Source organism: Clostridium novyi NT, assembly GCF_000014125.1.
In the GTDB taxonomy this organism is placed as follows: domain Bacteria; phylum Bacillota; class Clostridia; order Clostridiales; family Clostridiaceae; genus Clostridium_H; species Clostridium_H novyi.
The window spans coordinates 1,928,907-1,951,191 of the sequence record NC_008593.1 but is presented as its reverse complement, the minus strand read 5'-3'; the positions used below and the strand labels follow the sequence as shown (position 1 = coordinate 1,951,191).

Annotated in this window: 17 protein-coding genes and 3 rRNA genes; 16 read left to right on the top strand and 4 right to left on the bottom strand. The window is 32.9% G+C overall.

Going from position 1 to position 22,285, the window contains the following annotated elements; genetic code table 11:
• Positions 1-217: 217 nt before the first annotated feature.
• The 3 genes from NT01CX_RS09025 to rrf all read left to right on the top strand — a co-directional run bounded on the left by NT01CX_RS09025 (position 218) and on the right by rrf (position 4,961).
• Positions 218-1,730 (top strand): 16S ribosomal RNA (locus NT01CX_RS09025).
• A 174-nt stretch (positions 1,731-1,904) separates the two neighbouring features.
• Positions 1,905-4,809 (top strand): 23S ribosomal RNA (locus NT01CX_RS09020).
• Between the two features lie 35 nt (positions 4,810-4,844).
• Positions 4,845-4,961, top strand: a 5S ribosomal RNA gene (gene rrf / locus NT01CX_RS09015).
• The 16S, 23S and 5S rRNA genes sit together here, the layout of an rRNA operon.
• Before the next feature lie 197 nt (positions 4,962-5,158).
• Here the strand turns inward: rrf and NT01CX_RS12490 are convergent.
• Positions 5,159-5,593 (bottom strand): ACT domain-containing protein, encoded by a 435-nt coding sequence (locus NT01CX_RS12490; protein ID WP_011722757.1) that lies wholly within the window; start codon positions 5,591-5,593, stop codon positions 5,159-5,161.
• A 7-nt stretch (positions 5,594-5,600) separates the two neighbouring features.
• Positions 5,601-5,984 carry a prephenate dehydratase domain-containing protein gene (locus tag NT01CX_RS12485; RefSeq protein WP_011722756.1) on the bottom strand — a complete coding sequence of 128 codons (384 nt, stop codon included), beginning with the start codon at positions 5,982-5,984 and terminating at the stop codon, positions 5,601-5,603.
• Between the two features lie 242 nt (positions 5,985-6,226).
• Between NT01CX_RS12485 and NT01CX_RS09005 the strand changes: the two genes are divergently transcribed.
• Positions 6,227-7,666, top strand: a complete 1,440-nt coding sequence (locus tag NT01CX_RS09005) for an IS1182-like element ISCno1 family transposase (RefSeq protein ID WP_011721056.1) — start codon at positions 6,227-6,229, stop codon at positions 7,664-7,666.
• 269 nt (positions 7,667-7,935) lie between these two features.
• Here NT01CX_RS09005 and NT01CX_RS09000 read toward each other — a convergent pair whose 3' ends face one another.
• Positions 7,936-8,388, bottom strand: a complete 453-nt coding sequence (locus tag NT01CX_RS09000) for a staygreen family protein (RefSeq protein ID WP_011722755.1) — start codon at positions 8,386-8,388, stop codon at positions 7,936-7,938.
• A gap of 243 nt (positions 8,389-8,631) precedes the next feature.
• On the opposite strand from NT01CX_RS09000, the gene NT01CX_RS08995 reads away from it, so the two are divergent.
• From NT01CX_RS08995 to asrC, 12 genes are all read left to right on the top strand, one after another.
• The gene (locus NT01CX_RS08995; RefSeq protein ID WP_011722754.1) at positions 8,632-9,936 is read left to right on the top strand and encodes a Na+/H+ antiporter family protein; all 1,305 of its coding nucleotides are present in this window, start codon (positions 8,632-8,634) and stop codon (positions 9,934-9,936) included.
• A 252-nt stretch (positions 9,937-10,188) separates the two neighbouring features.
• Entirely contained in the window at positions 10,189-11,103 is a 915-nt protein-coding gene (locus tag NT01CX_RS08990) for a 4Fe-4S binding protein (RefSeq protein WP_011722753.1), read from the top strand.
• Between the two features lie 112 nt (positions 11,104-11,215).
• Positions 11,216-12,451: a glutamyl-tRNA reductase gene (hemA, locus tag NT01CX_RS08985; RefSeq protein ID WP_011722752.1), complete on the top strand. Its 1,236-nt coding sequence runs from the start codon at positions 11,216-11,218 to the stop codon at positions 12,449-12,451.
• 14 nt (positions 12,452-12,465) lie between these two features.
• A complete protein-coding gene (locus tag NT01CX_RS08980) occupies positions 12,466-13,062 on the top strand; it encodes a precorrin-2 dehydrogenase/sirohydrochlorin ferrochelatase family protein (RefSeq protein WP_011722751.1) in 597 nt (198 codons plus the stop codon).
• Positions 13,063-13,101: 39 nt separating this feature from the next.
• Positions 13,102-14,004: a hydroxymethylbilane synthase gene (gene hemC, locus NT01CX_RS08975; RefSeq protein WP_011722750.1), complete on the top strand. Its 903-nt coding sequence runs from the start codon at positions 13,102-13,104 to the stop codon at positions 14,002-14,004.
• A gap of 1 nt (position 14,005) precedes the next feature.
• Positions 14,006-15,499 (top strand): uroporphyrinogen-III C-methyltransferase, encoded by a 1,494-nt coding sequence (gene cobA / locus NT01CX_RS08970; protein ID WP_011722749.1) that lies wholly within the window; start codon positions 14,006-14,008, stop codon positions 15,497-15,499.
• A 30-nt stretch (positions 15,500-15,529) separates the two neighbouring features.
• Complete coding sequence (gene hemB / locus NT01CX_RS08965; RefSeq protein WP_011722748.1) at positions 15,530-16,501, top strand: porphobilinogen synthase; 972 nt, start codon at positions 15,530-15,532, stop codon at positions 16,499-16,501.
• Positions 16,502-16,506: 5 nt separating this feature from the next.
• The gene (gene hemL, locus NT01CX_RS08960) at positions 16,507-17,808 is read left to right on the top strand and encodes a glutamate-1-semialdehyde 2,1-aminomutase (RefSeq protein WP_011722747.1); all 1,302 of its coding nucleotides are present in this window, start codon (positions 16,507-16,509) and stop codon (positions 17,806-17,808) included.
• Complete coding sequence (locus tag NT01CX_RS08955; RefSeq protein ID WP_011722746.1) at positions 17,802-18,482, top strand: Crp/Fnr family transcriptional regulator; 681 nt, start codon at positions 17,802-17,804, stop codon at positions 18,480-18,482. Before hemL ends, NT01CX_RS08955 begins: the two co-directional genes overlap by 7 nt.
• An 85-nt stretch (positions 18,483-18,567) precedes the next feature.
• Positions 18,568-19,569, top strand: coding sequence for an anaerobic sulfite reductase subunit AsrA (gene asrA / locus NT01CX_RS08950; RefSeq protein WP_011722745.1), 1,002 nt, complete (start codon positions 18,568-18,570; stop codon positions 19,567-19,569).
• The gene (asrB, locus tag NT01CX_RS08945) at positions 19,569-20,360 is read left to right on the top strand and encodes an anaerobic sulfite reductase subunit AsrB (protein ID WP_011722744.1); all 792 of its coding nucleotides are present in this window, start codon (positions 19,569-19,571) and stop codon (positions 20,358-20,360) included. The genes asrA and asrB overlap by 1 nt, the downstream gene beginning before the upstream one ends.
• Before the next feature lie 12 nt (positions 20,361-20,372).
• Positions 20,373-21,323 carry a sulfite reductase subunit C gene (asrC, locus tag NT01CX_RS08940; RefSeq protein WP_011722743.1) on the top strand — a complete coding sequence of 317 codons (951 nt, stop codon included), beginning with the start codon at positions 20,373-20,375 and terminating at the stop codon, positions 21,321-21,323.
• Between the two features lie 74 nt (positions 21,324-21,397).
• Here asrC and NT01CX_RS08935 read toward each other — a convergent pair whose 3' ends face one another.
• A complete protein-coding gene (locus NT01CX_RS08935) occupies positions 21,398-22,177 on the bottom strand; it encodes a peptidoglycan amidohydrolase family protein (protein WP_011722742.1) in 780 nt (259 codons plus the stop codon).
• Between the last annotated feature and the right edge of the window lie 108 nt (positions 22,178-22,285).

The window sequence follows — 22,285 nt, the reverse complement described above, 5'->3', positions numbered from 1 at the left end:
CACGAGAGACGACAAGAAATCAGAAAAACAACTAAAAAACAAAATAGTTTTTAAATGAAAATTTAAAAATAAAAAGTTAAAAAAAGTTGTTGACAAAGAGATTTCAAATTGATATAATGAATAAGCTGTCAAGAGATGGCGAAAGAAAATGGTCTTTGAAAATTAAACAGAATATAGGTAATAAACCAGTCAATAAATTTGAGTAAGATTAAACTTTTAAATTGAGAGTTTGATCCTGGCTCAGGACGAACGCTGGCGGCGTGCCTAACACATGCAAGTCGAGCGATGAAGCTTCCTTCGGGAAGTGGATTAGCGGCGGACGGGTGAGTAACACGTGGGTAACCTGCCTCAAAGAGTGGGATAGCCTCCCGAAAGGGAGATTAATACCGCATAACATTATTTTACGGCATCGTAGAATAATCAAAGGAGCAATCCGCTTTGAGATGGACCCGCGGCGCATTAGCTAGTTGGTGAGGTAACGGCTCACCAAGGCAACGATGCGTAGCCGACCTGAGAGGGTGATCGGCCACATTGGAACTGAGACACGGTCCAGACTCCTACGGGAGGCAGCAGTGGGGAATATTGCGCAATGGGGGAAACCCTGACGCAGCAACGCCGCGTGAGTGATGAAGGTTTTCGGATCGTAAAACTCTGTCATTAGGGACGATAATGACGGTACCTAATGAGGAAGCCACGGCTAACTACGTGCCAGCAGCCGCGGTAATACGTAGGTGGCAAGCGTTGTCCGGATTTACTGGGCGTAAAGAGTATGTAGGTGGGCATTTAAGTCAGATGTGAAATTCCCGGGCTTAACCTGGGAGCTGCATTTGATACTGGGTGTCTAGAGTGCAGGAGAGGAAAGTGGAATTCCTAGTGTAGCGGTGAAATGCGTAGAGATTAGGAAGAACACCAGTGGCGAAGGCGACTTTCTGGACTGTAACTGACACTGAGATACGAAAGCGTGGGTAGCAAACAGGATTAGATACCCTGGTAGTCCACGCCGTAAACGATGAATACTAGGTGTCGGGGGGTACCACCCTCGGTGCCGCAGCAAACGCATTAAGTATTCCGCCTGGGGAGTACGGTCGCAAGATTAAAACTCAAAGGAATTGACGGGGACCCGCACAAGCAGCGGAGCATGTGGTTTAATTCGAAGCAACGCGAAGAACCTTACCTAGACTTGACATCTCCTGAATTACTCGTAACTGAGGAAGTCCCTTCGGGGACAGGAAGACAGGTGGTGCATGGTTGTCGTCAGCTCGTGTCGTGAGATGTTGGGTTAAGTCCCGCAACGAGCGCAACCCTTATTGTTAGTTGCCACTATTAAGTTAAGCACTCTAACGAGACTGCCGCGGTTAACGTGGAGGAAGGTGGGGATGACGTCAAATCATCATGCCCCTTATGTCTAGGGCTACACACGTGCTACAATGGCTGGTACAACGAGCAGCAATCCCGCGAGGGGGAGCAAAACTTGAAAGCCAGTCCCAGTTCGGATTGTAGGCTGAAACTCGCCTACATGAAGTTGGAGTTGCTAGTAATCGCGAATCAGCATGTCGCGGTGAATACGTTCCCGGGTCTTGTACACACCGCCCGTCACACCATGAGAGCCGGTAACACCCGAAGCCCGTGAGGTAACCGTAAGGAGCCAGCGGTCGAAGGTGGGATTGGTGATTGGGGTGAAGTCGTAACAAGGTAGCCGTAGGAGAACCTGCGGCTGGATCACCTCCTTTCTAGGGAGAATGGAAGCAAAGCTTCCAGACTGGAAACCTGATTCTGTTTAATTTTGAAAGACTAAGTCTTTCAAAAAATTGTTCTTTGAAAATTGCACAGTGATAAAGAAACGAATTAATAAGATTAGAAATAATCTAAACCTAGACACTAATGAAAATTAGTAGATGATGATAGATCAAGCTACAAAGGGCGCACGGTGAATGCCCTGGCACTAGGAGCCGATGAAGGACGTGATAAGCTGCGATAAGCTACATGTAGGCGCACATAGCCTGTGATATGTAGATTTCCGAATGGGGAAACCCATCTAGCTTTGCTAGATACTGTATACTGAATACATAGGTATATGGAGGTACACCTGGGGAACTGAAACATCTAAGTACCCAGAGGAAGAGAAAGAAAATTCGATTCCCTAAGTAGCGGCGAGCGAAAGGGGAAGAGCCCAAACCAGGAACTTGTTCCTGGGGTTGCGGATAGATCACAACGCTTTGATTTCTTTAGTTGAAGAGAGCTGGAAGGCTCCGCCATAGAAGGTAATAGCCCTGTAAGCGAAAAGGAAAGAAAAGTAGATCTACTCCAGAGTACCACGAGACACGTGAAACCTTGTGGGAAGCTGGGAGGACCATCTCCCAAGGCTAAATACTACCTAGTGACCGATAGTGAAGCAGTACCGTGAGGGAAAGGTGAAAAGAACCCCGGGAGGGGAGTGAAATAGAATCTGAAACCGTGTGCCTACAATCGGTCGGAGCACATTAAAGTGTGACGGCGTACTTTTTGTAGAACGGGCCAGCGAGTTACGATGTGCAGCAAGGTTAAGCACTTATGGTGTGGAGCCGAAGGGAAACCGAGTCTGAACAGGGCAACTAGTTGCATATTGTAGACCCGAAACCGGGTGACCTATCCATGGCCAGGATGAAGCGGAAGTAAAATTCCGTGGAGGTCCGAACCACGTTGGCGTTGAAAAGCCATGGGATGAGCTGTGGATAGCGGAGAAATTCCAATCGAACTCGGAGATAGCTGGTTCTCCTCGAAATAGCTTTAGGGCTAGCGTCGGGTAATTAAGTAGTGGAGGTAGAGCACTGAATGGGCTAGGGGCTGACAACAGTTACTGAACCCTATCAAACTCCGAATGCCATATACTTGTACCCCGGCAGTCAGACTACGAATGATAAGATCCGTGGTCAAAAGGGAAACAGCCCAGACCATCAGCTAAGGTCCCAAAGTGTAAGTTAAGTGGGAAAGGATGTGGGATTTCTAAGACAACTAGGATGTTGGCTTAGAAGCAGCCACTCATTTAAAGAGTGCGTAATAGCTCACTAGTCGAGAGATCCTGCGCCGAAGATGTAACGGGGCTCAAACTTACCACCGAAGCTATGGATGTATACTTTGTATACGTGGTAGAGGAGCTTTCTGTACAGGTTGAAGCCATACCGTAAGGAGTGGTGGACAGTACAGAAGTGAGAATGCTGGCATAAGTAGCGAAAAACAAGTGAGAATCTTGTTGACCGAATATCTAAGGTTTCCTGGGGAAGGCTCGTCCTCCCAGGGTTAGTCGGGACCTAAGCCAAGGCCGAAAGGCGTAGGTGATGGACAACTGGTTGATATTCCAGTACCACCATAATGCGTTTGACAAATGGGATGACGCAGGAGGATAGGATGTGCGCACTATTGGATGTGCGTCTAAGCACTTAGGGTGTTAAGTAGGCAAATCCGCTTAACATTAAGCCTGAGGTGTGATGGGGAGTCATTTTTGACGAAGTATCTGATTCCACGCTGCCAAGAAAAGTCTCTATGGAGCAAAATGGTGCCCGTACCGCAAACCGACACAGGTAGATGAGGAGAGAATCCTAAGGTCGTCGGAAGAATTACTGCTAAGGAACTCGGCAAATTGACCCCGTAACTTAGGGAAAAGGGGTGCCTACGAGAGTAGGCCGCAGTGAATAGGCTCAAGCAACTGTTTATCAAAAACACAGGTCTCTGCTAAAGCGTAAGCTGATGTATAGGGGCTGACGCCTGCCCGGTGCTGGAAGGTTAAGGGGAATAGTTAGCGCAAGCGAAGCTATGAACTTAAGCCCCAGTAAACGGCGGCCGTAACTATAACGGTCCTAAGGTAGCGAAATTCCTTGTCGGGTAAGTTCCGACCCGCACGAATGGCGTAATGATTTGAGCACTGTCTCGGCAGTAAATCCGGTGAAATTGTAGTGCAAGTGAAGATGCTTGCTACCCGCGGTTGGACGGAAAGACCCCGTAGAGCTTTACTGTAGCTTAGCATTGAATTTCGGTATTGTCTGTACAGGATAGGTGGGAGACTTAGAAGCCAGGGCGTCAGCTTTGGTGGAGTCATCCTTGGGATACCACCCTGATAGTACTGGAATTCTAACTGGAGGCCATGAATCTGGTCACAGGACATTGCTAGGTGGGCAGTTTGACTGGGGCGGTCGCCTCCTAAAAGGTAACGGAGGCGCCCAAAGGTTCCCTCAGCGCGGTCGGAAATCGCGCGTAGAGTGCAAAGGCAGAAGGGAGCCTGACTGCGACACATACAGGTGGAGCAGGGACGAAAGTCGGGCTTAGTGATCCGGTGGTTCTGTATGGAAGGGCCATCGCTCAACGGATAAAAGCTACCTCGGGGATAACAGGCTGATCTCCCCCAAGAGTCCACATCGACGGGGAGGTTTGGCACCTCGATGTCGGCTCGTCGCATCCTGGGGCTGTAGTCGGTCCCAAGGGTTGGGCTGTTCGCCCATTAAAGCGGCACGCGAGCTGGGTTCAGAACGTCGTGAGACAGTTCGGTCCCTATCCGCCGTGGGCGTAGGAAATTTGAGAGGAGCTGTCCTTAGTACGAGAGGACCGGGATGGACCAACCTCTGGTGCACCAGTTGTTCCGCCAGGAGCACAGCTGGGTAGCTATGTTGGGAAGGGATAAACGCTGAAAGCATCTAAGCGTGAAGCCCACCTCAAGATTAGATTTCCCATAGCGTAAGCTAGTAAGACCCCTGAAAGACTATCAGGTTGATAGGTTGGAGGTGTAAGTACAGTAATGTATTCAGCTGACCAATACTAATAGGTCGAGGGCTTGATCAAATAATTATTATCACTGTGCAATTTTGAAAGAACAATCTGGTGATTATGGCTTGAAGGTAACACCCGTTCCCATACCGAACACGATGGTTAAGCTTCAAAGCGCCGATGGTACTGCACTGGAGACGGTGTGGAAGAGTAGGTCGTCGCCAGGTAACTTAAAGCACTAAGCTAATTTGCTTAGTGCTTTTTTATTTTTGAATTTATATTTATAGTATACTAAATTTTATAAACTAATAAAAAACACTATAGTTTGCAGCCTATAGTGTTAAAAATTAATTAAAAAATAAATATATTATAATGTTAAAATCTATTCAAAATATATATAAATAAAGTCCAATTAAAAGCATAATTAGTAAATTCCTAAAATTTTGATTTTATATTTTAATTTTAAAACTTCTAATGTTCTTAAAATATTTTCTTTTTCTTTGATTTTACCATTTAATTCAATGAAGAAATTATAACTACCCAGTTCTTTTTTTGTTGGTTTTGACATTATGGAAATAAGATTAACATTGTTTTCTGAAAAAACTTTTAAAATGCCAAATAAAACACCAGGTTTATGTGAGGCATTAAGAACATATAATGATACTTTTATATCTTTCTTTTTATTTATCTCAGTTTTATAATCCTGTGATTTAGTTAAAATTAAAAACCTTGTAGTATTATTTGAAGAATCAGTTACATTAGTAACACCAAAATTATTTTCATTTGAAGAAAAAATATGTTTGGGAATTATAGCTGAATCACCTACTTTTCCATTTATATATTTTTCGTAAGACTCCATATTACTTTCAGTAGTAATTATATGAGAATTTTTTAATTCTTTTATATATGTTTGTACATTGTTCTCTAGTTTTAAATTGTACGAATGTATTTTTAATTTCAGATATTTCTTTTACATTTGATATAAGAGAAAACTGGACAGGAATAAAGATTTCATTAACAATAGTAATTGACATTTCTAATAATAAATCTAAGGTTTTTTGAACATATCCAGCCAAAGTATTTTCAACTGGAACTATACACATATTACAGTCAGATTGTAGAGAATACACCACATCATCTATGGTATCGTAATATGTTTTAGTTATATTAATGTTATTCTTTGATATGTAACGATTTGCTGCTTCATCACTAAAAGTTCCCTTAGGCCCCAATACAGCTAGATTTTTCATAATAAATTTCCCCCTTATGCATATAAAAAATTCCAAGTGCATTACGCGTATTCTATCACATATACATAAAAAAGTCGATAACATAAAAAAAACCACCCTTTAGGTGGTTTCAGGCTGTTGATAAACATAATTTGTCAACAGCCTTTTTACATTTATTACAAAAAGGGTTTTTAGTTTTTATGTAGAATATATATTTTAAACCAATAAATCTTTTAGCCCGTTAGGGCTCCTACGGAGGAAAAATGCTTACTAATAATGAAAGAAAACAAAATCAATTAGAACTAGTTTATATAGAAAATTTAGTACCTGAAAATCATATACTTAGAAAAATAGATAAATACATAGATTTTTCATTTATAAGAGATTTAACTAAGGATTTATATTGTCCTGATAATGGCAGACCTTCAGTAGACCCAGTTGTATTATTTAAAATGCTTTTTATCGGATACCTATTCGGTATACGTTCAGAGCGTCAGCTTGTAAAAGAAATCCAGGTAAATGTAGCTTACAGATGGTTTTTAGGATATGGACTTACTGATAAAATACCAAGTCATTCCACTATAAGCCAGAATAGAACAAAAAGATTTAGTAATACAAATATACATCAAGAAATATTTGATAATATTGTATTTCAAGCTATTAATAGAAACTTGGTTGATGGCAAAATTCTATATACTGATTCTACTCACTTAAAAGCTAACGCTAATAAACATAAATTTATTAAAAAAGAAATAACTAAATCCACAAAGGAATACTTTGATGAATTAGAGAATGACATTAATAAAGATAGAATTAATCATAATAAAAAGCCTCTAAAAAAAAAGACTAAAATAGCTGAAACTAAGGAAATAAAAGTAAGTACAACTGATCCAGACAGTGGATATATGGTTAGAGATGGAAAACCTAAAGGCTTTTTTTATTTAGATCATAGAACTGTTGACGGAAAGTATAATATTATAACAGACGTTCATGTTACTCCCGGGAATATAAACGATGTAGATCCTTATGTTAAAAGAATAGAAACTCAAATAGAAAAGTTTAATTTTAATACAAAATATTTAGTAGCAGATGCCGGATATTCTACGAATCCTATTTGTAAACAAATTTCAGACAAAAATTATCAAGGTGTTTTTGGGTTCCGTTTAGGACCCCATGTTAAAGGAAAATATACAAAATATAGATTTCAGTATGTTAAAGAATTAGATGGATATGTGTGTATTAATAATTGCTTTTTAAAATATAGAACTACTACGAGGGAAGGTTATAAAGAATATTTAAGTAATGCGGAGCATTGTGCTTATTGCAAATATAAAAATAATTGCTTAACATCTGATAAATCCATTAATAGAACTATACGTCGTCATGTTTGGGAAGACTATAAAGATCAAATTTTTAGCTTTACTAAAACAGAAAAAGGTAAAAGTATTTACAAACGACGTAAAGAAAAGATTGAGCGTAGCTTTGCTGATTCAAAAGAATTACATGGGCTACGTTATTGTCGCATGCGAGGAATTAAAAATGTTTCTGAACAATGCTTACTTACAGCGGCAGTTCAGAATATGAAAAAGATAGCCATGGTGCTATCGCATTATTTTTTGTGTACATTAATTCAAATTTATTCCAAATTAACATACATAATAAATATTTTTCGAATGCTATCGCATAAAAGAATTTTGGCGTAAACAAAAGCCCCCAATTGTTGGGGGCTTTTTGAACAATCTGAAACCACCCTTTAGGTGGTTTCTTTGTGTTTGTAAGTTTGTAAGTTTGTATCAGGGGGATGATTCAAAATTATCCAATATGTTTTATTTGGCAAAAACACATTGTGTGACTTTTAATAATTCTTTAATTAAATAATATAATATTAAAAAAAGAATGTCAAGGAAAATTATTTAAAATCTTTAAATTACATAAAGAAGGATTATATATCGAATATTATCGAATACTAAAATTAAGATCTATAATCATTGATATATCCCCAGGAACTCCTAGAATTAAATACTGGATATATGGAATGAAATGTAACTATTATTTCAGAATTATTTAATTCAGGATAAGTTTTAAATAGTTGATTATCTCCATATATGATAGCTTTTAAAGCTAAAGGTAGTTCTTTATTAAATATGTCATATCGTTTGGATTGATTAATAAAATCAAATTCTGATCCACCAACATACAAGTCTACACTTAATACGTATTTTCCATTTAATTTTATCCATCTAGCTAAAACCTCATCTCTGAAAGAGGTAATTTTGTTAAGATTATAGTTCTGTCCTATATACAAAAATAAATCACCAGTTTCATCTGAATGTGTTAAAGTATATAGTCTAGGAATAATAGGTGATGTATAGGTTATGTTATTTTCAAATTCCACATATAGTTTTTCGGGATTAAAATTACTCAAAATAAGATCTCTCCTTATAATTAAATCAATATTAATATCAGTTTATTAAAATAATAAGAAATAGGATACAAAGTAGTAATACAAATTTAAAAACATTATTTACTTTAGCACTTTAATATGCTAAAATAATAAAATGTATAGAAGAGAGAACAATTATAATAATAAATTTTAAATTAGGTATATTAGTTGAGAAATATTAAATATTTTAATTTTAAAATTATGAATTAGAGGGGGGTCATAAATATGGTATTAATTAATCCTGTTGTAATTTCGGTAATAATAATGATAGTATTAAGTCTTTTAAATTTAAATGTTATTTTATCAATATTAATTGCAGCAATAGTAGCAGGCATTTCTGCAAGGTTACCTTTAACTCATACTATGAGCATACTTATAGACGGTATGGGGGGAAATGCTGAAACAGCGTTAAGTTATATTTTACTTGGATTACTTGCAGTTGCTATAAGTAAAACAGGACTTGCTAAAATACTATGTAATAAAATATCTACAGGGGTTAAAGAAAGAAAAATATTGTTTATTTTATTAGTAGCAGCTTTTTCTTGTTTTTCACAAAATCTTATACCAATTCATATAGCATTTATACCGATAATAGTTCCTTCACTATTAGGACTTATGAATAAGTTAAAAATAGATAGAAGAGCAGTAGCATGTGCATTAACTTTTGGTCTTGAGTTTCCATATGTAACTATACCAGTTGGATTTGGACTTGCGTATCATAATTTAATAAGAGATGAAATGACCGCTAATGGAGCTATTATAACAACTAACATGGTGTGGAAGGCATTATTAATTCCAGGACTATTTATGATATTAGGACTTTTGTTTGCAGTATTTATAAGTTATAGAAAGCCAAGAGAATATAAAGAAATAAATATAGATGGGTTTAACAATTCTAATGAAGATTTAAAAATGAATAAAACTCATTATCTTGCTTTAATTGGAGCTGTAATTGCATTTGGAGTACAAGTCATAACTAAATCATTACCTTTAGGAGCATTATCAGGAATTATATTTATGATTATAACAGGTACTATAAAGTGGAATGAAGTAGATGAATTTATGAGTGAAAGTATAAAGATGATGGGATTAATTGCTTTTGTTATGCTTGTTTCTAGTGGATACGGAAATGTTCTTAGACAAACTGGAGCTGTAGATTCTTTAGTACAATTAGTAGCTATGGGGCTTGGAGGAAGCAAGCTGTTTGGAGCATTATTAATGCTTTTAGTAGGCCTTTTAGTAACATTAGGAATTGGAACTTCTTTTGGAACTATACCTATTTTAGCAGCCATATATGTACCTTTAGCACAAAAGCTTGGATTTAGTATTCTTGGCATAATAGCATTAATTGGAGTAGCAGGAGCGTTAGGGGATGCAGGTTCACCAGCGTCAGATAGTACTCTTGGACCAACATCAGGGCTAAATGCCGATGGACAACACAATCATATATGGGATACTTGTGTACCAACATTCCTTCACTATAATATTGCACTAATTATTGGAGGGACAATAGCTGCATTAGTTTTATAGTAGATTATAATTAGTATGGAGCCATGTGTTTTATAAAGAAATTTTAATTTATAATGCATATGGTTCTTGTTTTGCTCTTTTATTTAAAATTTATTTATAACGGTGACTTATTTAAAAGATTGTTATAATAAGTAACTTTACTATAAGTTTTTATTATGGAACTATGAAAAATTTTAATTGGATTTTATATGTTAATAGTAATATTATTAAAATATAACTTTATTGAAGACGATTATAATTGGAGGGAATATTATGACTAAAATTAGTCAGAGTGAGATAGCAGAACTAAAAGGACAAGGATTCATACTACAAAGGGATAAAGAACATTTTGCATGTAGAGTTATAACAATTAACGGAACAATGACTCCAGAAAAAATCAGAAAAGTTTCAGATATAGCTGAAAAGTATGGAGAAAGTAAAATGAGTTTTACTACTAGATTGACTATTGAGATACCAGGAATTAAGTATGAAGATATAGAAAATGTAAAGAGAGAACTACAAGAGTATGGAATGTATTCTGGTGGTACTGGAAAAAGAGTAAGACCTGTTGTTTCATGCAAAGGAACTGTATGTAATTATGGTTTAATGGATACACAAGAATTAAATAAAAAAATTCATGATAGATTTTATTTAGGTTGGTATGATGTATCATTACCTCATAAATTTAAAATAGCAGTAGGAGGATGTCCTAATAACTGTGTAAAACCTAACTTAAATGATGTTGGTATTATGGCTCAAAGAAAACCAGAATTAAACTTGGACAAGTGTAAAAGCTGTGGAAAATGTGGAGTTATAGAAAAGTGTAGAATGAAAGCAGCATATAAAGAAGATAATAAAGTAGTTATAGATAGAGAAAAATGCATTAACTGTGGAAAGTGTATAGAAAATTGTTATTTTAATGCTATGGAAACAAATCAGGAAGGAATGAAAATTTATCTAGGTGGAAGATGGGGTAAGTATCCTAAGGCTGGATACTTAGTAGATAAAATATTTAATAAAGAAGAGGCAATGGATTTTATAGAAAAAGCCATACTTTATTTTAAAGAAAATGGAATTCTAGGAGAAAGATTTGGAATAATGATTGATAGAATAGGATTTGATAAGGTTGAAAAAGCTTTATTAAGTGATGAAATCATAAAAAGAAAAGAAGAAATATTAAATAAATAATATAAAAGATAGTCGTATGTATGAAATCATACGACTTTAATTTGCGTTAAATAAGTAAATAATATTATATTGTGGTATAATACTAAAATTGAGTAGTAGAAAGGAGGGTATTATGAATTTAGCTGTAATCGGAATAAATTATAATAACACCCCTATAGATATAAGAGAAAAAGTATCATTTTCAAAATCACAAAAATATAAAGCTTGTACTTATTTAATTAAAAAAGGAATAAGTGAAATAATAATAGTATCTACTTGTAATAGAAGTGAAATATATATATGTAGTGATGAAATAGATAGTCACATAAATGAAGTAGTAAATTTTTATAAAATCTTTTTTAATGTTGAAAGTGTAAATGAATATATTTTTATAAAAAAAGATAAAGAAGCCGTTTCCCATATATACAATGTTTCTGCAGGATTAGATTCTATGATTCTAGGAGAAGATCAAATTTTGGGACAAGTAAAAGAAGCATTAAGGTATTCTATGGAAAATAAATTTAGTAGAAAAGTGCTTAATAAACTTTTTAGAGAAGCTATAACTTCGGCTAAAAAGATAAAAAGTGAATTGAAAATTTCTGAAACTCCAATATCTATGGTTTATATTGCAATAAAACTATTAGAAAAAAATATTGGAACATTAAAAGGCAAAAAAGCATGCATAATAGGAGCAGGAGATATGGGAAGACTTGCTCTAAAGCATTTAATTAATGAAGAATTAGAGGAGATATTTGTTGCTAATAGAACTTATAACAATGTTATTGATTTATTAAAAGAGTTTCCTAAAATAAAACTTATAGATTATGAAAAAAAATATGAGATTTTAGATAATGTAGATATATTAATAACAGCAACAGCTGCACCTCATTTAATTATTAAAAAGGAACAATTACAAAATATAAAGCAAGAATTATATATTATGGATTTAGCCCTTCCAAGAGATGTAGAAAAAAGTGCTGGAGATATAGAAAATATTCATTTGTATGATGTTGATGATTTTAAAAACATTTCAGATAGTAACAAGATTAAAAGAGAAGAACTATCTTTGATTGCTAAAGATAGTATTGATTCATATGTTAATGAGTTTAATCAGTGGATGAAGTCTTTAAAAGTAGATAATACTATAAAAGATTTGAATAATAGATGCAGGGATATAAAAGATGAATACTTAGGGTATATAACTAAAAAAATTGATTTAAATGAAAGAGATAAGGAAATATTAGAAAAAATGCTATTTGGAGCTTTGAAAAAAGTTGTTAAAGAGCCTATTTTAAATCTTAAAGAGCTAAAAGATGAAGATGAGATAAATAAATATATAAAAAGCGTAAATGAATTATTTAAATTTTAAAAGGGTGTTTAGTTATGTATTATCCTTTAATGATAAGTATAGATAATAAAAAGATTGTTGTAATAGGTGGAGGAAATGTATCCTTTAGAAAAACTAAAAAACTACTAGAGTTTGGAGCATATGTTACAGTTATTTCTCCTAATATATTAGAAAAGTTCGATAGTTTAAAAATTAAATTTAATGATAAATTAAAAATAATAGAAGACTATTTTAAAAGTACATATATTGAAGATGCTTATTTAGTAATTGGAGCTACATCAGATAAGAATATAAATAAGGAAATAAGTAATTATTGTAGGAATAAAAACATTCTTTGCAATATAGTTGATAATATAAAAGAGTCGGATTTTATAGTGCCATCATCTATAAAACGTGGTGACCTTGTAATTTCTGTATCTACCATGGGAAAAAGTCCTATGTTAGCTTCTAAAATAAGAAAAGAGTTAGAAGAAAAATATACAGATGAATATGAAGAATATATATTTCTTTTAGGAGAAGCTAGGAATATTATATTACAAAAATTTAATGATGAAGAAAAAAGACAAATGTTAAAATCAATAATAGATATGAATATAGATAAGCTTAAAGAGTTTATAGAGAATAATAAGTAAAGTATTAGCAAATAAAAATTAATATTCATGGAGGGTATTATGAAAATAGTAGTAGGTTCTAGAGGAAGCAAGCTTGCTCTTACTCAGACTAATTGGGTTATAGATAAAATTAAACAAAAATATCCACAAATACAATTTGAAGTAAAAATAATATCCACAAAAGGGGATAGAATTCAACATATAGCTCTGGATAAAATTGGTGACAAGGGATTATTCGTAAAGGAAATAGAGGAACAGTTAATAAGTGGTGATATTGATATGGCAGTTCACAGTATGAAGGATATGTCCACAGAAATGCCAGAGGAATTAAAATTTTCATATGTTCCTAAAAGAGAAGACTATAGAGATGTTTTAATTTTGAACAAAAAGTATAATTCTATAGATGAGTTACCTATGAACGCAAAAATAGGGACAGGTAGTAAGAGAAGAAAGTATCAACTTTTACAGTATAGAGATGATTTAAACATAGTGCCTATAAGAGGAAATGTTGAAACTAGAATAAATAAAATAGAAATGGAAAATTTACATGGAGTAGTTTTAGCTTCGGCAGGTATAAAAAGATTAAATATACAAGAGAAACTAGACTATAATATTTTTTATTTAAATGAAGATATAATGTTACCTTCTCCAGCACAAGGAATATTAGCTTTAGAGATAAGAAAAGATAGAGAAGATTTAGAAGAAATTTTAAAGTCTATAGAAGATAAAAATTCCTCAATTCAAGCAGTAGCTGAAAGAGCATTTTTAAAAGGGGTAAATGGAGGATGTCATGTTCCCATTGGAGCAATATGCAATATAAATAAAGACAATGTAGAACTTACAGGGCTTTTGGGAAAAGAAGATGGTTCTAAAATTATAAGAAAGTCTTTAGGTGGAAAGATTGAGGATGCAGAAAAAATAGGATATGAACTTGCAGAAATTGTACTGAAGGAGATAAATTAATATGAGTGGAAAAGTATTTTTAGTTGGTGCTGGTCCTGGAGATTATAAACTTATAACTTTAAAGGGAATGGAATGTATAAAAAAGGCTGATGTTATTGTATATGATAGACTAGCAAACGTTAGACTTTTAAAAAATGCTAAAGAAAATTGTGAATTTATATATGTGGGTAAGAAATCTAGTAATCATACAAAAACTCAAGATGAGATTAATGATATTATAGTGGATAAGGCTAAAGAAGGAAAAATTGTTACAAGATTAAAAGGTGGAGATCCTTATGTCTTTGGTAGAGGAGGAGAAGAAGGAGAATACCTAAAGAAAAATGGAGTTGATTTTGAGGTTGTACCGGGAATTACTTCAGCAATAGGTGGACTTTGCTATGCAGGAATACCAATAACTCATAGGGACTACGCATCTTCATTTCATGTTATAACTGGACATTTAAAAGAAGAAAATAAAGAACTTAATTGGAAATCAATAGCTTCACTAGAAGGAACATTAGTATTTTTGATGGGTATTTCTAATCTACAAAATATATGTACATCTTTAATTAAAGAAGGAAAAGATATAAATACTAAGGTTGCTATAATAAATTGGGCAAGTACAACAAAGCAAAGAGTTGTAGTTGGAACTCTTGAAAATATATATGAAAAGGCAATAGAAGAAAAAATAGAATCTCCAAGTCTTATTGTTGTGGGTGAAGTTGTATCTTTACGAGAAGAACTTAACTTTTTTGAAAAAAAACCTTTGTTTGGAAAAAACATTGTTGTAACAAGGGCAAGAGCTCAAAGTAGTACACTTGTGGATAAAATAGATTCACTAGGAGGAAATCCAATAGAGATTCCTTCAATAAAAATAGAAGAAATACTTGAACGTGATGAACTTATAGAGGAAATAAAAAATATTGAAAAATATAGTTACTTAATTTTTACTAGTAGAAATGCGGTTAATATATTTTTTGAAAATTTATTTAAACTAGGTTTTGATAGTAGAAAACTTGGAAACTTAAAAATTGTATCAATTGGAAATGGAACCTCTGAAGAACTTAAAAATAAAGGAATTGTTGCAGATATTGTGCCAAAGAGATTTGTGGCAGAATCTATAGTAGAATCCCTAAAGGACATTTTGAGTAAAGATGATAAAATATTAATACCAAGAGCTAAGGAATCTAGAGAGTATTTAACTCAAGAATTAAGTAAGCTTTGCAATGTTAAAGAAGTTAAAATTTATGAAACTATAAAAATGCAAAACAATAAAGAGTATGTATTAAATCTTTTAGATAGTGATGCTATAGACTATATAACATTTACAAGCTCATCTACAGTAAAAAACTTTATAGATATTATAGGAAAAGAAAATATAGATAAATTAAAAGGTACAAAATTGGTTTCAATAGGACCTATAACTTCAAGGACTATAGAAGATTTTAACCTTAAGGTTTATAATGAAGCAGAAGAATACACAATAGATGGAATTTTAAAGGTACTTCAAAAATAAATAGAATAGTTAAAAGTAAGGAGCGGTTTTATGAAGATTTTAAAAAGACCTAGACGTCTTAGAGCTAACACAGTAATAAGAGATTTAGTTAGAGAAACAACTTTAAGTACAGATGATTTTGTATATCCTTTATTTATAGTTGAAGGAAATAACATAAAAAAAGAAATATCATCATTAAAGGGACAATATCAACTTTCTATAGACATGTTAGAAGAAGAAATAAAGGAACTTGTAAGTCTTGGTATAAAATCTGTAATGTTATTTGGAATTCCAGATGTAAAAGATGAAGTTGGTTGTGGTGCTTACGATCACAATGGAATAGTGCAAAAGGCAACTAGAGAAATTAAAAGTAAATTTAAAGATATGTATGTAATAACTGACCTTTGCATGTGCGAATATACATCTCATGGTCATTGTGGAATATTAGATGAAGATGGATATGTAAATAATGATAAAACATTAGAGTATCTTGCAAAAATAGCAGTAAGTCAAGCAGAAGCAGGGGCAGATATGATAGCACCTTCTGATATGATGGATGGAAGAGTTGCAGTTATAAGAGAAGCACTTGATAAAGAAGGATTTTGTAATATTCCAATAATGGCCTATAGTGCAAAATATGCATCAGCTTTTTACGGTCCATTTAGAGATGCAGCAGATTCAGCGCCATCTTTTGGTGATAGAAAGTCATATCAAATGGATCCAGCTAATGTAAATGAAGGATTGAGAGAAGTAGCACTAGACATAGAAGAAGGAGCAGATATTGTTATGGTAAAACCTGCACTTCCATATTTGGATGTACTAAGAAAAGTAAAGGACAATTTTAATATGCCCATCGCCGCTTACAACGTTAGTGGAGAATATGCTATGGTTAGAAATGCTGTAGATGCAGGACTTTTAAATGAAAGTGCTATTTTAGAATCATTAATATCTATAAAAAGAGCAGGAGCGGATATAATAATTACTTATTTTGCAAAAGATGCAGCAAAAATGCTTAGGGGGTAGTTAAAATGAAAGAGTTAAAGCATACTAAATCAGAAGCTATGTTTAAAGAAGCAGTAAAGTATATACCAGGTGGAGTTAATAGTCCAGTTAGAGCATTTGGTTCAGTTGGATTAAACCCTATATTTATAGATAGAGCTAAGGGTTCAAAAATATATGATGTTGATGGAAATGAGTACATAGATTATATATGTTCTTGGGGACCGCTTATACTAGGACATAGTAACGAAAAGTTATATGAAGGAATAGAAGAAACTTTAAGACGTGGAACAAGCTACGGAGTTCCAACAGAAATAGAAGTTAAAATGGCAAAGTTAATTACAGAAGCATATCCATCAGTTGACATGGTAAGAATGGTTAACTCAGGTACAGAAGCTACAATGAGTGCATTAAGAGTTGCTAGAGGATATACAAGAAGAAACAAAATATTAAAATTTGAAGGATGTTATCATGGTCATTCTGATGCATTACTTGTAAAATCAGGTTCAGGAACTATAACTTTTGGTGTTCCAACAAGTCCTGGAGTGCCAGAAGGAACAGTAAAAGATACTTTGGTTTGTAGATATAATGACATAGAAGCTGTAAAGAGGATATTTCAAGAACAAGGAAATGAAATAGCAGCAGTTATAGTTGAACCAGTATCAGGTAATATGGGAGTTGTGCCAGGAAAACAAGAATTCTTACAGTTTTTAAGAGATATAACTAAGGAATATAAATCTGTTCTTATTTTTGATGAAGTTATAACAGGATTTAGACTTGCCTATGGTGGAGCTCAAGAAGTATACGGAATAGAAGCTGATATGACTTGCTTTGGAAAAATAATAGGAGCAGGGCTTCCTGTAGGAGCTTATGGTGGAAAGAGAGAAATAATGGAGTGTGTATCTCCAATGGGTCCAGTATATCAAGCAGGAACTTTATCCGGAAATCCTCTTGCCATGCATATGGGATATAAGAATTTAAATATTCTTAAAGAAAATAAAGACGTATATGAAAGACTTGAAGAAAAAGCTAAAAGATTAGAAGAAGGATTTAATAAAAATATAAAAGAATTAGGAATAAAGGCTACAGTGGTTAGATTTAAAGCAATGTTATGTTTATTCTTTGCAGAAGGACCACTAAATAATTATGATGAAGTTTCAAAATGTGATACAGAAATGTATGCTAAGTATTTTGGTGAAATGTTAAAAAGAGGAGTGCTTATAGCACCAGCACAATTTGAAGCATTATTTTTATCAGATGCACATACAGATGAAGACATTGAATACACAATTAAGGCAAACTATGAGGCGCTTAAAGAGTTAAAATGTTAAATAAAGAACATATACTTATGATTCCTATGTTTCAAGGTTTAAAAAAGTCTACTTTAGATATGCTAGAACAGTCTGCTAATATCTGTACACTAAGTAAGGGTGAAATTTTATTTAGGGAAAGAGATAAAATAGATACAGTATATATAATTTTAAATGGAAAAGTAACGATGTATAGAAATAATGCAGAAGGTCATAAAAAAGTTGTGTATATTTTAGATAATGGTCAAATAATAAATGAAGTTATATTTGATGGCTTATCTGCATCTATTAACTGTGAAGCTTTTGAGAAAACAGAATTGCTGTGGTTTAATAGAGAAAAATTTTTAGATATAATGAGTAAAGATTTTGATTTAACGAAAAAAGTAATAGATATGATGGCAAAAAAGATAAGAAGATTATATAGACAACTTAAAAATACAGTTCCCATAAGAGTAGATAAAAAAGTAGCAGCAAAGTTGTGGAAACTTGCTAAAGATTATGGCACAGATGAAAACGGAGAAACAAAAATACAGTTAAAAATTACAGTAACTTCTCTTGCGGAAATGTTAGGGTCATCAAGGGAAACCATATCAAGAGCATTAAAACTATTAACAAAGGAAAACCTAATAAGGTATGAAAATAAAAAATTTATAGTTAATAAAAGTAAACTTGCAAAATATTTTAAGGGTGTGTGATGAAAATCACATACTCTTTTTTTTATATATTTTATTATTAACATAAAATATATATTTTTAAAAGTTCGGGAAAGGTGGTATTCATGTGGGTATTAAACTAAGTCGTGAGAAATTTGATGGTTACATAAATAAACTAAAACAAGATTATAAAATATATGCACCGGTTGTTATGAAAGGCAAAGGAGCATTTTCGGATACTGATGTTATAAGATACTCAGAAGTTAATAGCATAAATGAAATAGAGTTTGATAAAAAGTCTAATTTTTCTCCAAAGGAAATAATTAATCCAATTACTCAAACTTTATTTTACTTTACTGAAGATTCGTATATAGAACCTAAAGTAGATGAAAAAGGAGCTTTAGTGTTTCTAAGAAGTTGTGATATTCATGGAATAAAAAGATTAGATGAAATATATTTAAGAAATGGCAAAGAAGATTCTTATTACAAAAGGTTACGTGAAAAAGTTAAGTTTGTCCTTATAGGATGTAAGGAAAGTTTTGATAACTGTTTTTGTGTAACCATGGGAAGTAACAAGACAGAGGAATATGATATGTATGTAAAAACGGAAAATAATGAAATTTTCCTTGATATAAAAAATGAAGAATTAATATCTTTATTTGAAGGTGAAGAGATAAAAGTAACTATAGATTATGTAACGGAAAATAAAGTAAGTGTTAATATACCAGAAAATATTGATGAAAGAATATTTAAATCTAATATGTGGGATGAATATTCAACAAGATGTATTGCCTGTGGAAGATGTAATTTTGTATGTCCAACATGTACTTGCTTTACTATGCAAGATATTTTCTATAGAGATAATCGAAAAAACGGTGAAAGAAGAAGAGTGTGGGCATCTTGTCAAGTAGATGGATTTACTAATATGGCTGGTGGACATGGATTCCGTAAGGACAATGGTTCAAGAATGAGATTTAAGGTAATGCATAAAGTCTATGATTTTAATAAAAGATTTGGTTATCACATGTGTGTAGGATGTGGAAGATGTGATGATGTTTGTCCTGAATATATTTCCTTTTCAAACTGTATTAACAAACTAGAAAAAGCTATGGAAGGAGTACAAGAATAATGAGTAATATATATATGCCAATAAGATCAAAAATTTTAAGTATAACTCCACATACAGATATAGATTATACATTTAGAATGGAGTATATGGGTGATGCAAAACCAGGTCAGTTTTTTGAAGTATCCATTCCAAAGTACGGAGAAGCACCTATATCTATATGTGAAATAGGAGAAGGATATATAGACTTAACTATAAGAAGAGTTGGAGTTGTAACAGATGTAATTCATACATTTTTCCCGGGAGATAATCTATTTTTAAGAGGACCTTACGGAAATGGATTTGATGTGAATTTATATAAGAATACAGAAGTTATAGTTGCAGCAGGGGGAACGGGACTTGCTCCAGTTAAAGGAATAGTAGACTATTTTTCAGAGCATAGAGAAGAAGTAAAAGATTTTAATCTACTAGTAGGATTTAAGTCACCTGATGATATACTTTTTAGAAAAGATTTAAAAGAGTGGGAAAAAAGCATAGAAGTTACTGTAACTGTTGACTCAGCTCATGAAGATTACACAGGAAACATTGGATTAATAACTAAATATGTTGAAGGAATAAAAATAGAAAATATAGAAACGGCTAAAGTTGTAATTGTAGGACCTCCAATAATGATGAAGTTTACTGTAGCAGAATTCTTAAAAAGAGGAATAAAGGAAGAAAATATAACAGTATCTTATGAAAGAAAAATGTGCTGTGGTGTAGGAAAATGTGGTCATTGTAAAATGGATGATACTTATATTTGTTTAGAAGGTCCAGTATTTAATTATGCAAAAGCAAAGAACTTAATGGATTAGGGGGAAATGGTTATGGATATAAATACAAAAGCTTTGATGAAAAATGCTTATAGAGTAACAAAAGAAAAAGGAATAACAGCCCTAAGAGTGAGAATTCCAGGAGGTCATTTACCTGTAAAGTATTTTGATGTAATAAAGAAGATTGCTGAAGAATATGGTAATGGTGATGTTCACATGACTACAAGACAAGGGTTTGAAATAATGGGTATAGATATGAAGGATATACCTGAAATTAATAAACTAATACAACCTGTAATAGAAGGATTAGATATAAATCAAGAAGTTAAATATAAAGGATATTCAGCTGCGGGAACAAGAAATGTAGCAGCTTGTATTGGAAATAAAGTATGTAAGTTTGCCAATTACAACACAACTAAATTTGCAAAACGAATAGAGAAAGCAATATTTCCAAATAACTATCATGTAAAGATAGCCTTAACAGGATGTCCTAATGATTGTATAAAATCGAGAATGCATGACTTTGGTATAATAGGAATGACTATGCCAAACTATGAATCTTATAGATGCATATCATGTGGTGCATGTGTTAGAACATGTAAAAAGAAATCAGTAGGTGCATTGCATTTTGAAAATTTTAAAGTTGTTAGAAATCAAGAAAAATGTATTGGATGTGGAGAATGTGTTATCCAATGCCCAACTGGTGCGTGGACTAGAAGCCATGAGAAATATTATAAGTTAGCTATAATGGGTAGAACGGGAAGAAAAAATCCTAGAATAGCTAAAGATTTCATAAAGTGGATAGATGAAGATAGTATAATAAAAATTATCTTAAATACTTATGATTATATAGAAAAATTTATTTCTAAAGATGCTCCAAATGGAAAAGAACATATAGGGTATATTGTAGATAGAACAGGATTTAAGGTGTTTAAAGAATGGGTGCTAAGAGATCTTAATTTACCTGAAATAGCACAGGTTCAAGATAATATTTATTGGGATTAAGAGATATTAAAGTAAAATAAAAGGACTGTCATACATAGAATATTTCTAATGTAGATAGTCCTTTTAACTTTATATTATTTTCTCATAAAGAAAGCGAATTTTTCTTTTTTAGGTGTTGTAGAATCTATATTTCTTTTGTGATAAGTGTTTCCATACTCAGCAACTTGGCTATCTGATACATATGCATAGTCAGTTTTACCTTCTTGAACCCATCCCATAAATACATAAGTATGAGCAGGAGGACCACTAGATTTTGCTGATGTTGTAAAGCATATGTCGCCTTTTTTAAGTTGTTTATAATCAGAAATAATCTTCCAACCATCTTTTTGCAATGCTCGTACAAGACTTGCTGTGTTAATCACAGAATTGTCCATTTTATATCCATTGTCTCTTAAAACTTGAGCTATGTATATTGAAGCTAATCCTTTTTCACTTTTATTATTTAATTGTTTTGCTCTATAATAAGAAACTGCTCTTTTTTCTGATAACTTTAAGTAATTAAATAATCTATCATTTAATTGATTAACTGAAGCAGTAGCTGTTGGAACTGTTTTAGCAGCATTTGCATCAGATTTTGTATTAGCTTTAGCTAAATCTTTCTTTACATCAGTAGTATTAGTAGGATGTGATGTAGAAGCCACTTGTTTATTTTTAGATGAATGTACTGAAAATGAAATCATTTGTATTACTACAAATAATAATATTATAGCTATTGGAATTCCAATTGCTACAAAAGACATAAAGCTTCTTTTTTCATGTTTTTCAGCTAGATCATACATTTCTTTTACATACTTTTTCGTATTCTCGGAACTTTCAAGATTACTAAATTTATTATTAAATTTATTTTTAGCCATTAATTATCATACTCCTATTTTTAATTTGTAACCGTATTGATACCATTGAATTTATTTTAACAGATATTTTGATCATAGTAAACTATTGTAATTTGAACAAAATGAAAA

Bases quoted from the DNA above. Each gene is read 5' to 3' on its own strand.
- NT01CX_RS12485 (WP_011722756.1), bottom strand. From the start codon at position 5,984: ATGAAAAATCTAGCTGTATTGGGGCCTAAGGGAACTTTTAGTGATGAA.
- asrB (WP_011722744.1), top strand. From the start codon at position 19,569: ATGAGTAATATATATATGCCAATAAGATCAAAAATTTTAAGTATAACT.
- NT01CX_RS09005 (WP_011721056.1), top strand. From the start codon at position 6,227: ATGCTTACTAATAATGAAAGAAAACAAAATCAATTAGAACTAGTTTAT.
- NT01CX_RS08995 (WP_011722754.1), top strand. From the start codon at position 8,632: ATGGTATTAATTAATCCTGTTGTAATTTCGGTAATAATAATGATAGTA.
- hemA (WP_011722752.1), top strand. From the start codon at position 11,216: ATGAATTTAGCTGTAATCGGAATAAATTATAATAACACCCCTATAGAT.
- asrC (WP_011722743.1), top strand. From the start codon at position 20,373: ATGGATATAAATACAAAAGCTTTGATGAAAAATGCTTATAGAGTAACA.
- cobA (WP_011722749.1), top strand. From the start codon at position 14,006: ATGAGTGGAAAAGTATTTTTAGTTGGTGCTGGTCCTGGAGATTATAAA.
- NT01CX_RS08955 (WP_011722746.1), top strand. From the start codon at position 17,802: ATGTTAAATAAAGAACATATACTTATGATTCCTATGTTTCAAGGTTTA.
- NT01CX_RS12490 (WP_011722757.1), bottom strand. From the start codon at position 5,593: ATGGAGTCTTACGAAAAATATATAAATGGAAAAGTAGGTGATTCAGCT.
- NT01CX_RS08980 (WP_011722751.1), top strand. From the start codon at position 12,466: ATGTATTATCCTTTAATGATAAGTATAGATAATAAAAAGATTGTTGTA.
- hemB (WP_011722748.1), top strand. From the start codon at position 15,530: ATGAAGATTTTAAAAAGACCTAGACGTCTTAGAGCTAACACAGTAATA.
- hemC (WP_011722750.1), top strand. From the start codon at position 13,102: ATGAAAATAGTAGTAGGTTCTAGAGGAAGCAAGCTTGCTCTTACTCAG.
- hemL (WP_011722747.1), top strand. From the start codon at position 16,507: ATGAAAGAGTTAAAGCATACTAAATCAGAAGCTATGTTTAAAGAAGCA.
- NT01CX_RS08990 (WP_011722753.1), top strand. From the start codon at position 10,189: ATGACTAAAATTAGTCAGAGTGAGATAGCAGAACTAAAAGGACAAGGA.
- NT01CX_RS08935 (WP_011722742.1), bottom strand. From the start codon at position 22,177: ATGGCTAAAAATAAATTTAATAATAAATTTAGTAATCTTGAAAGTTCC.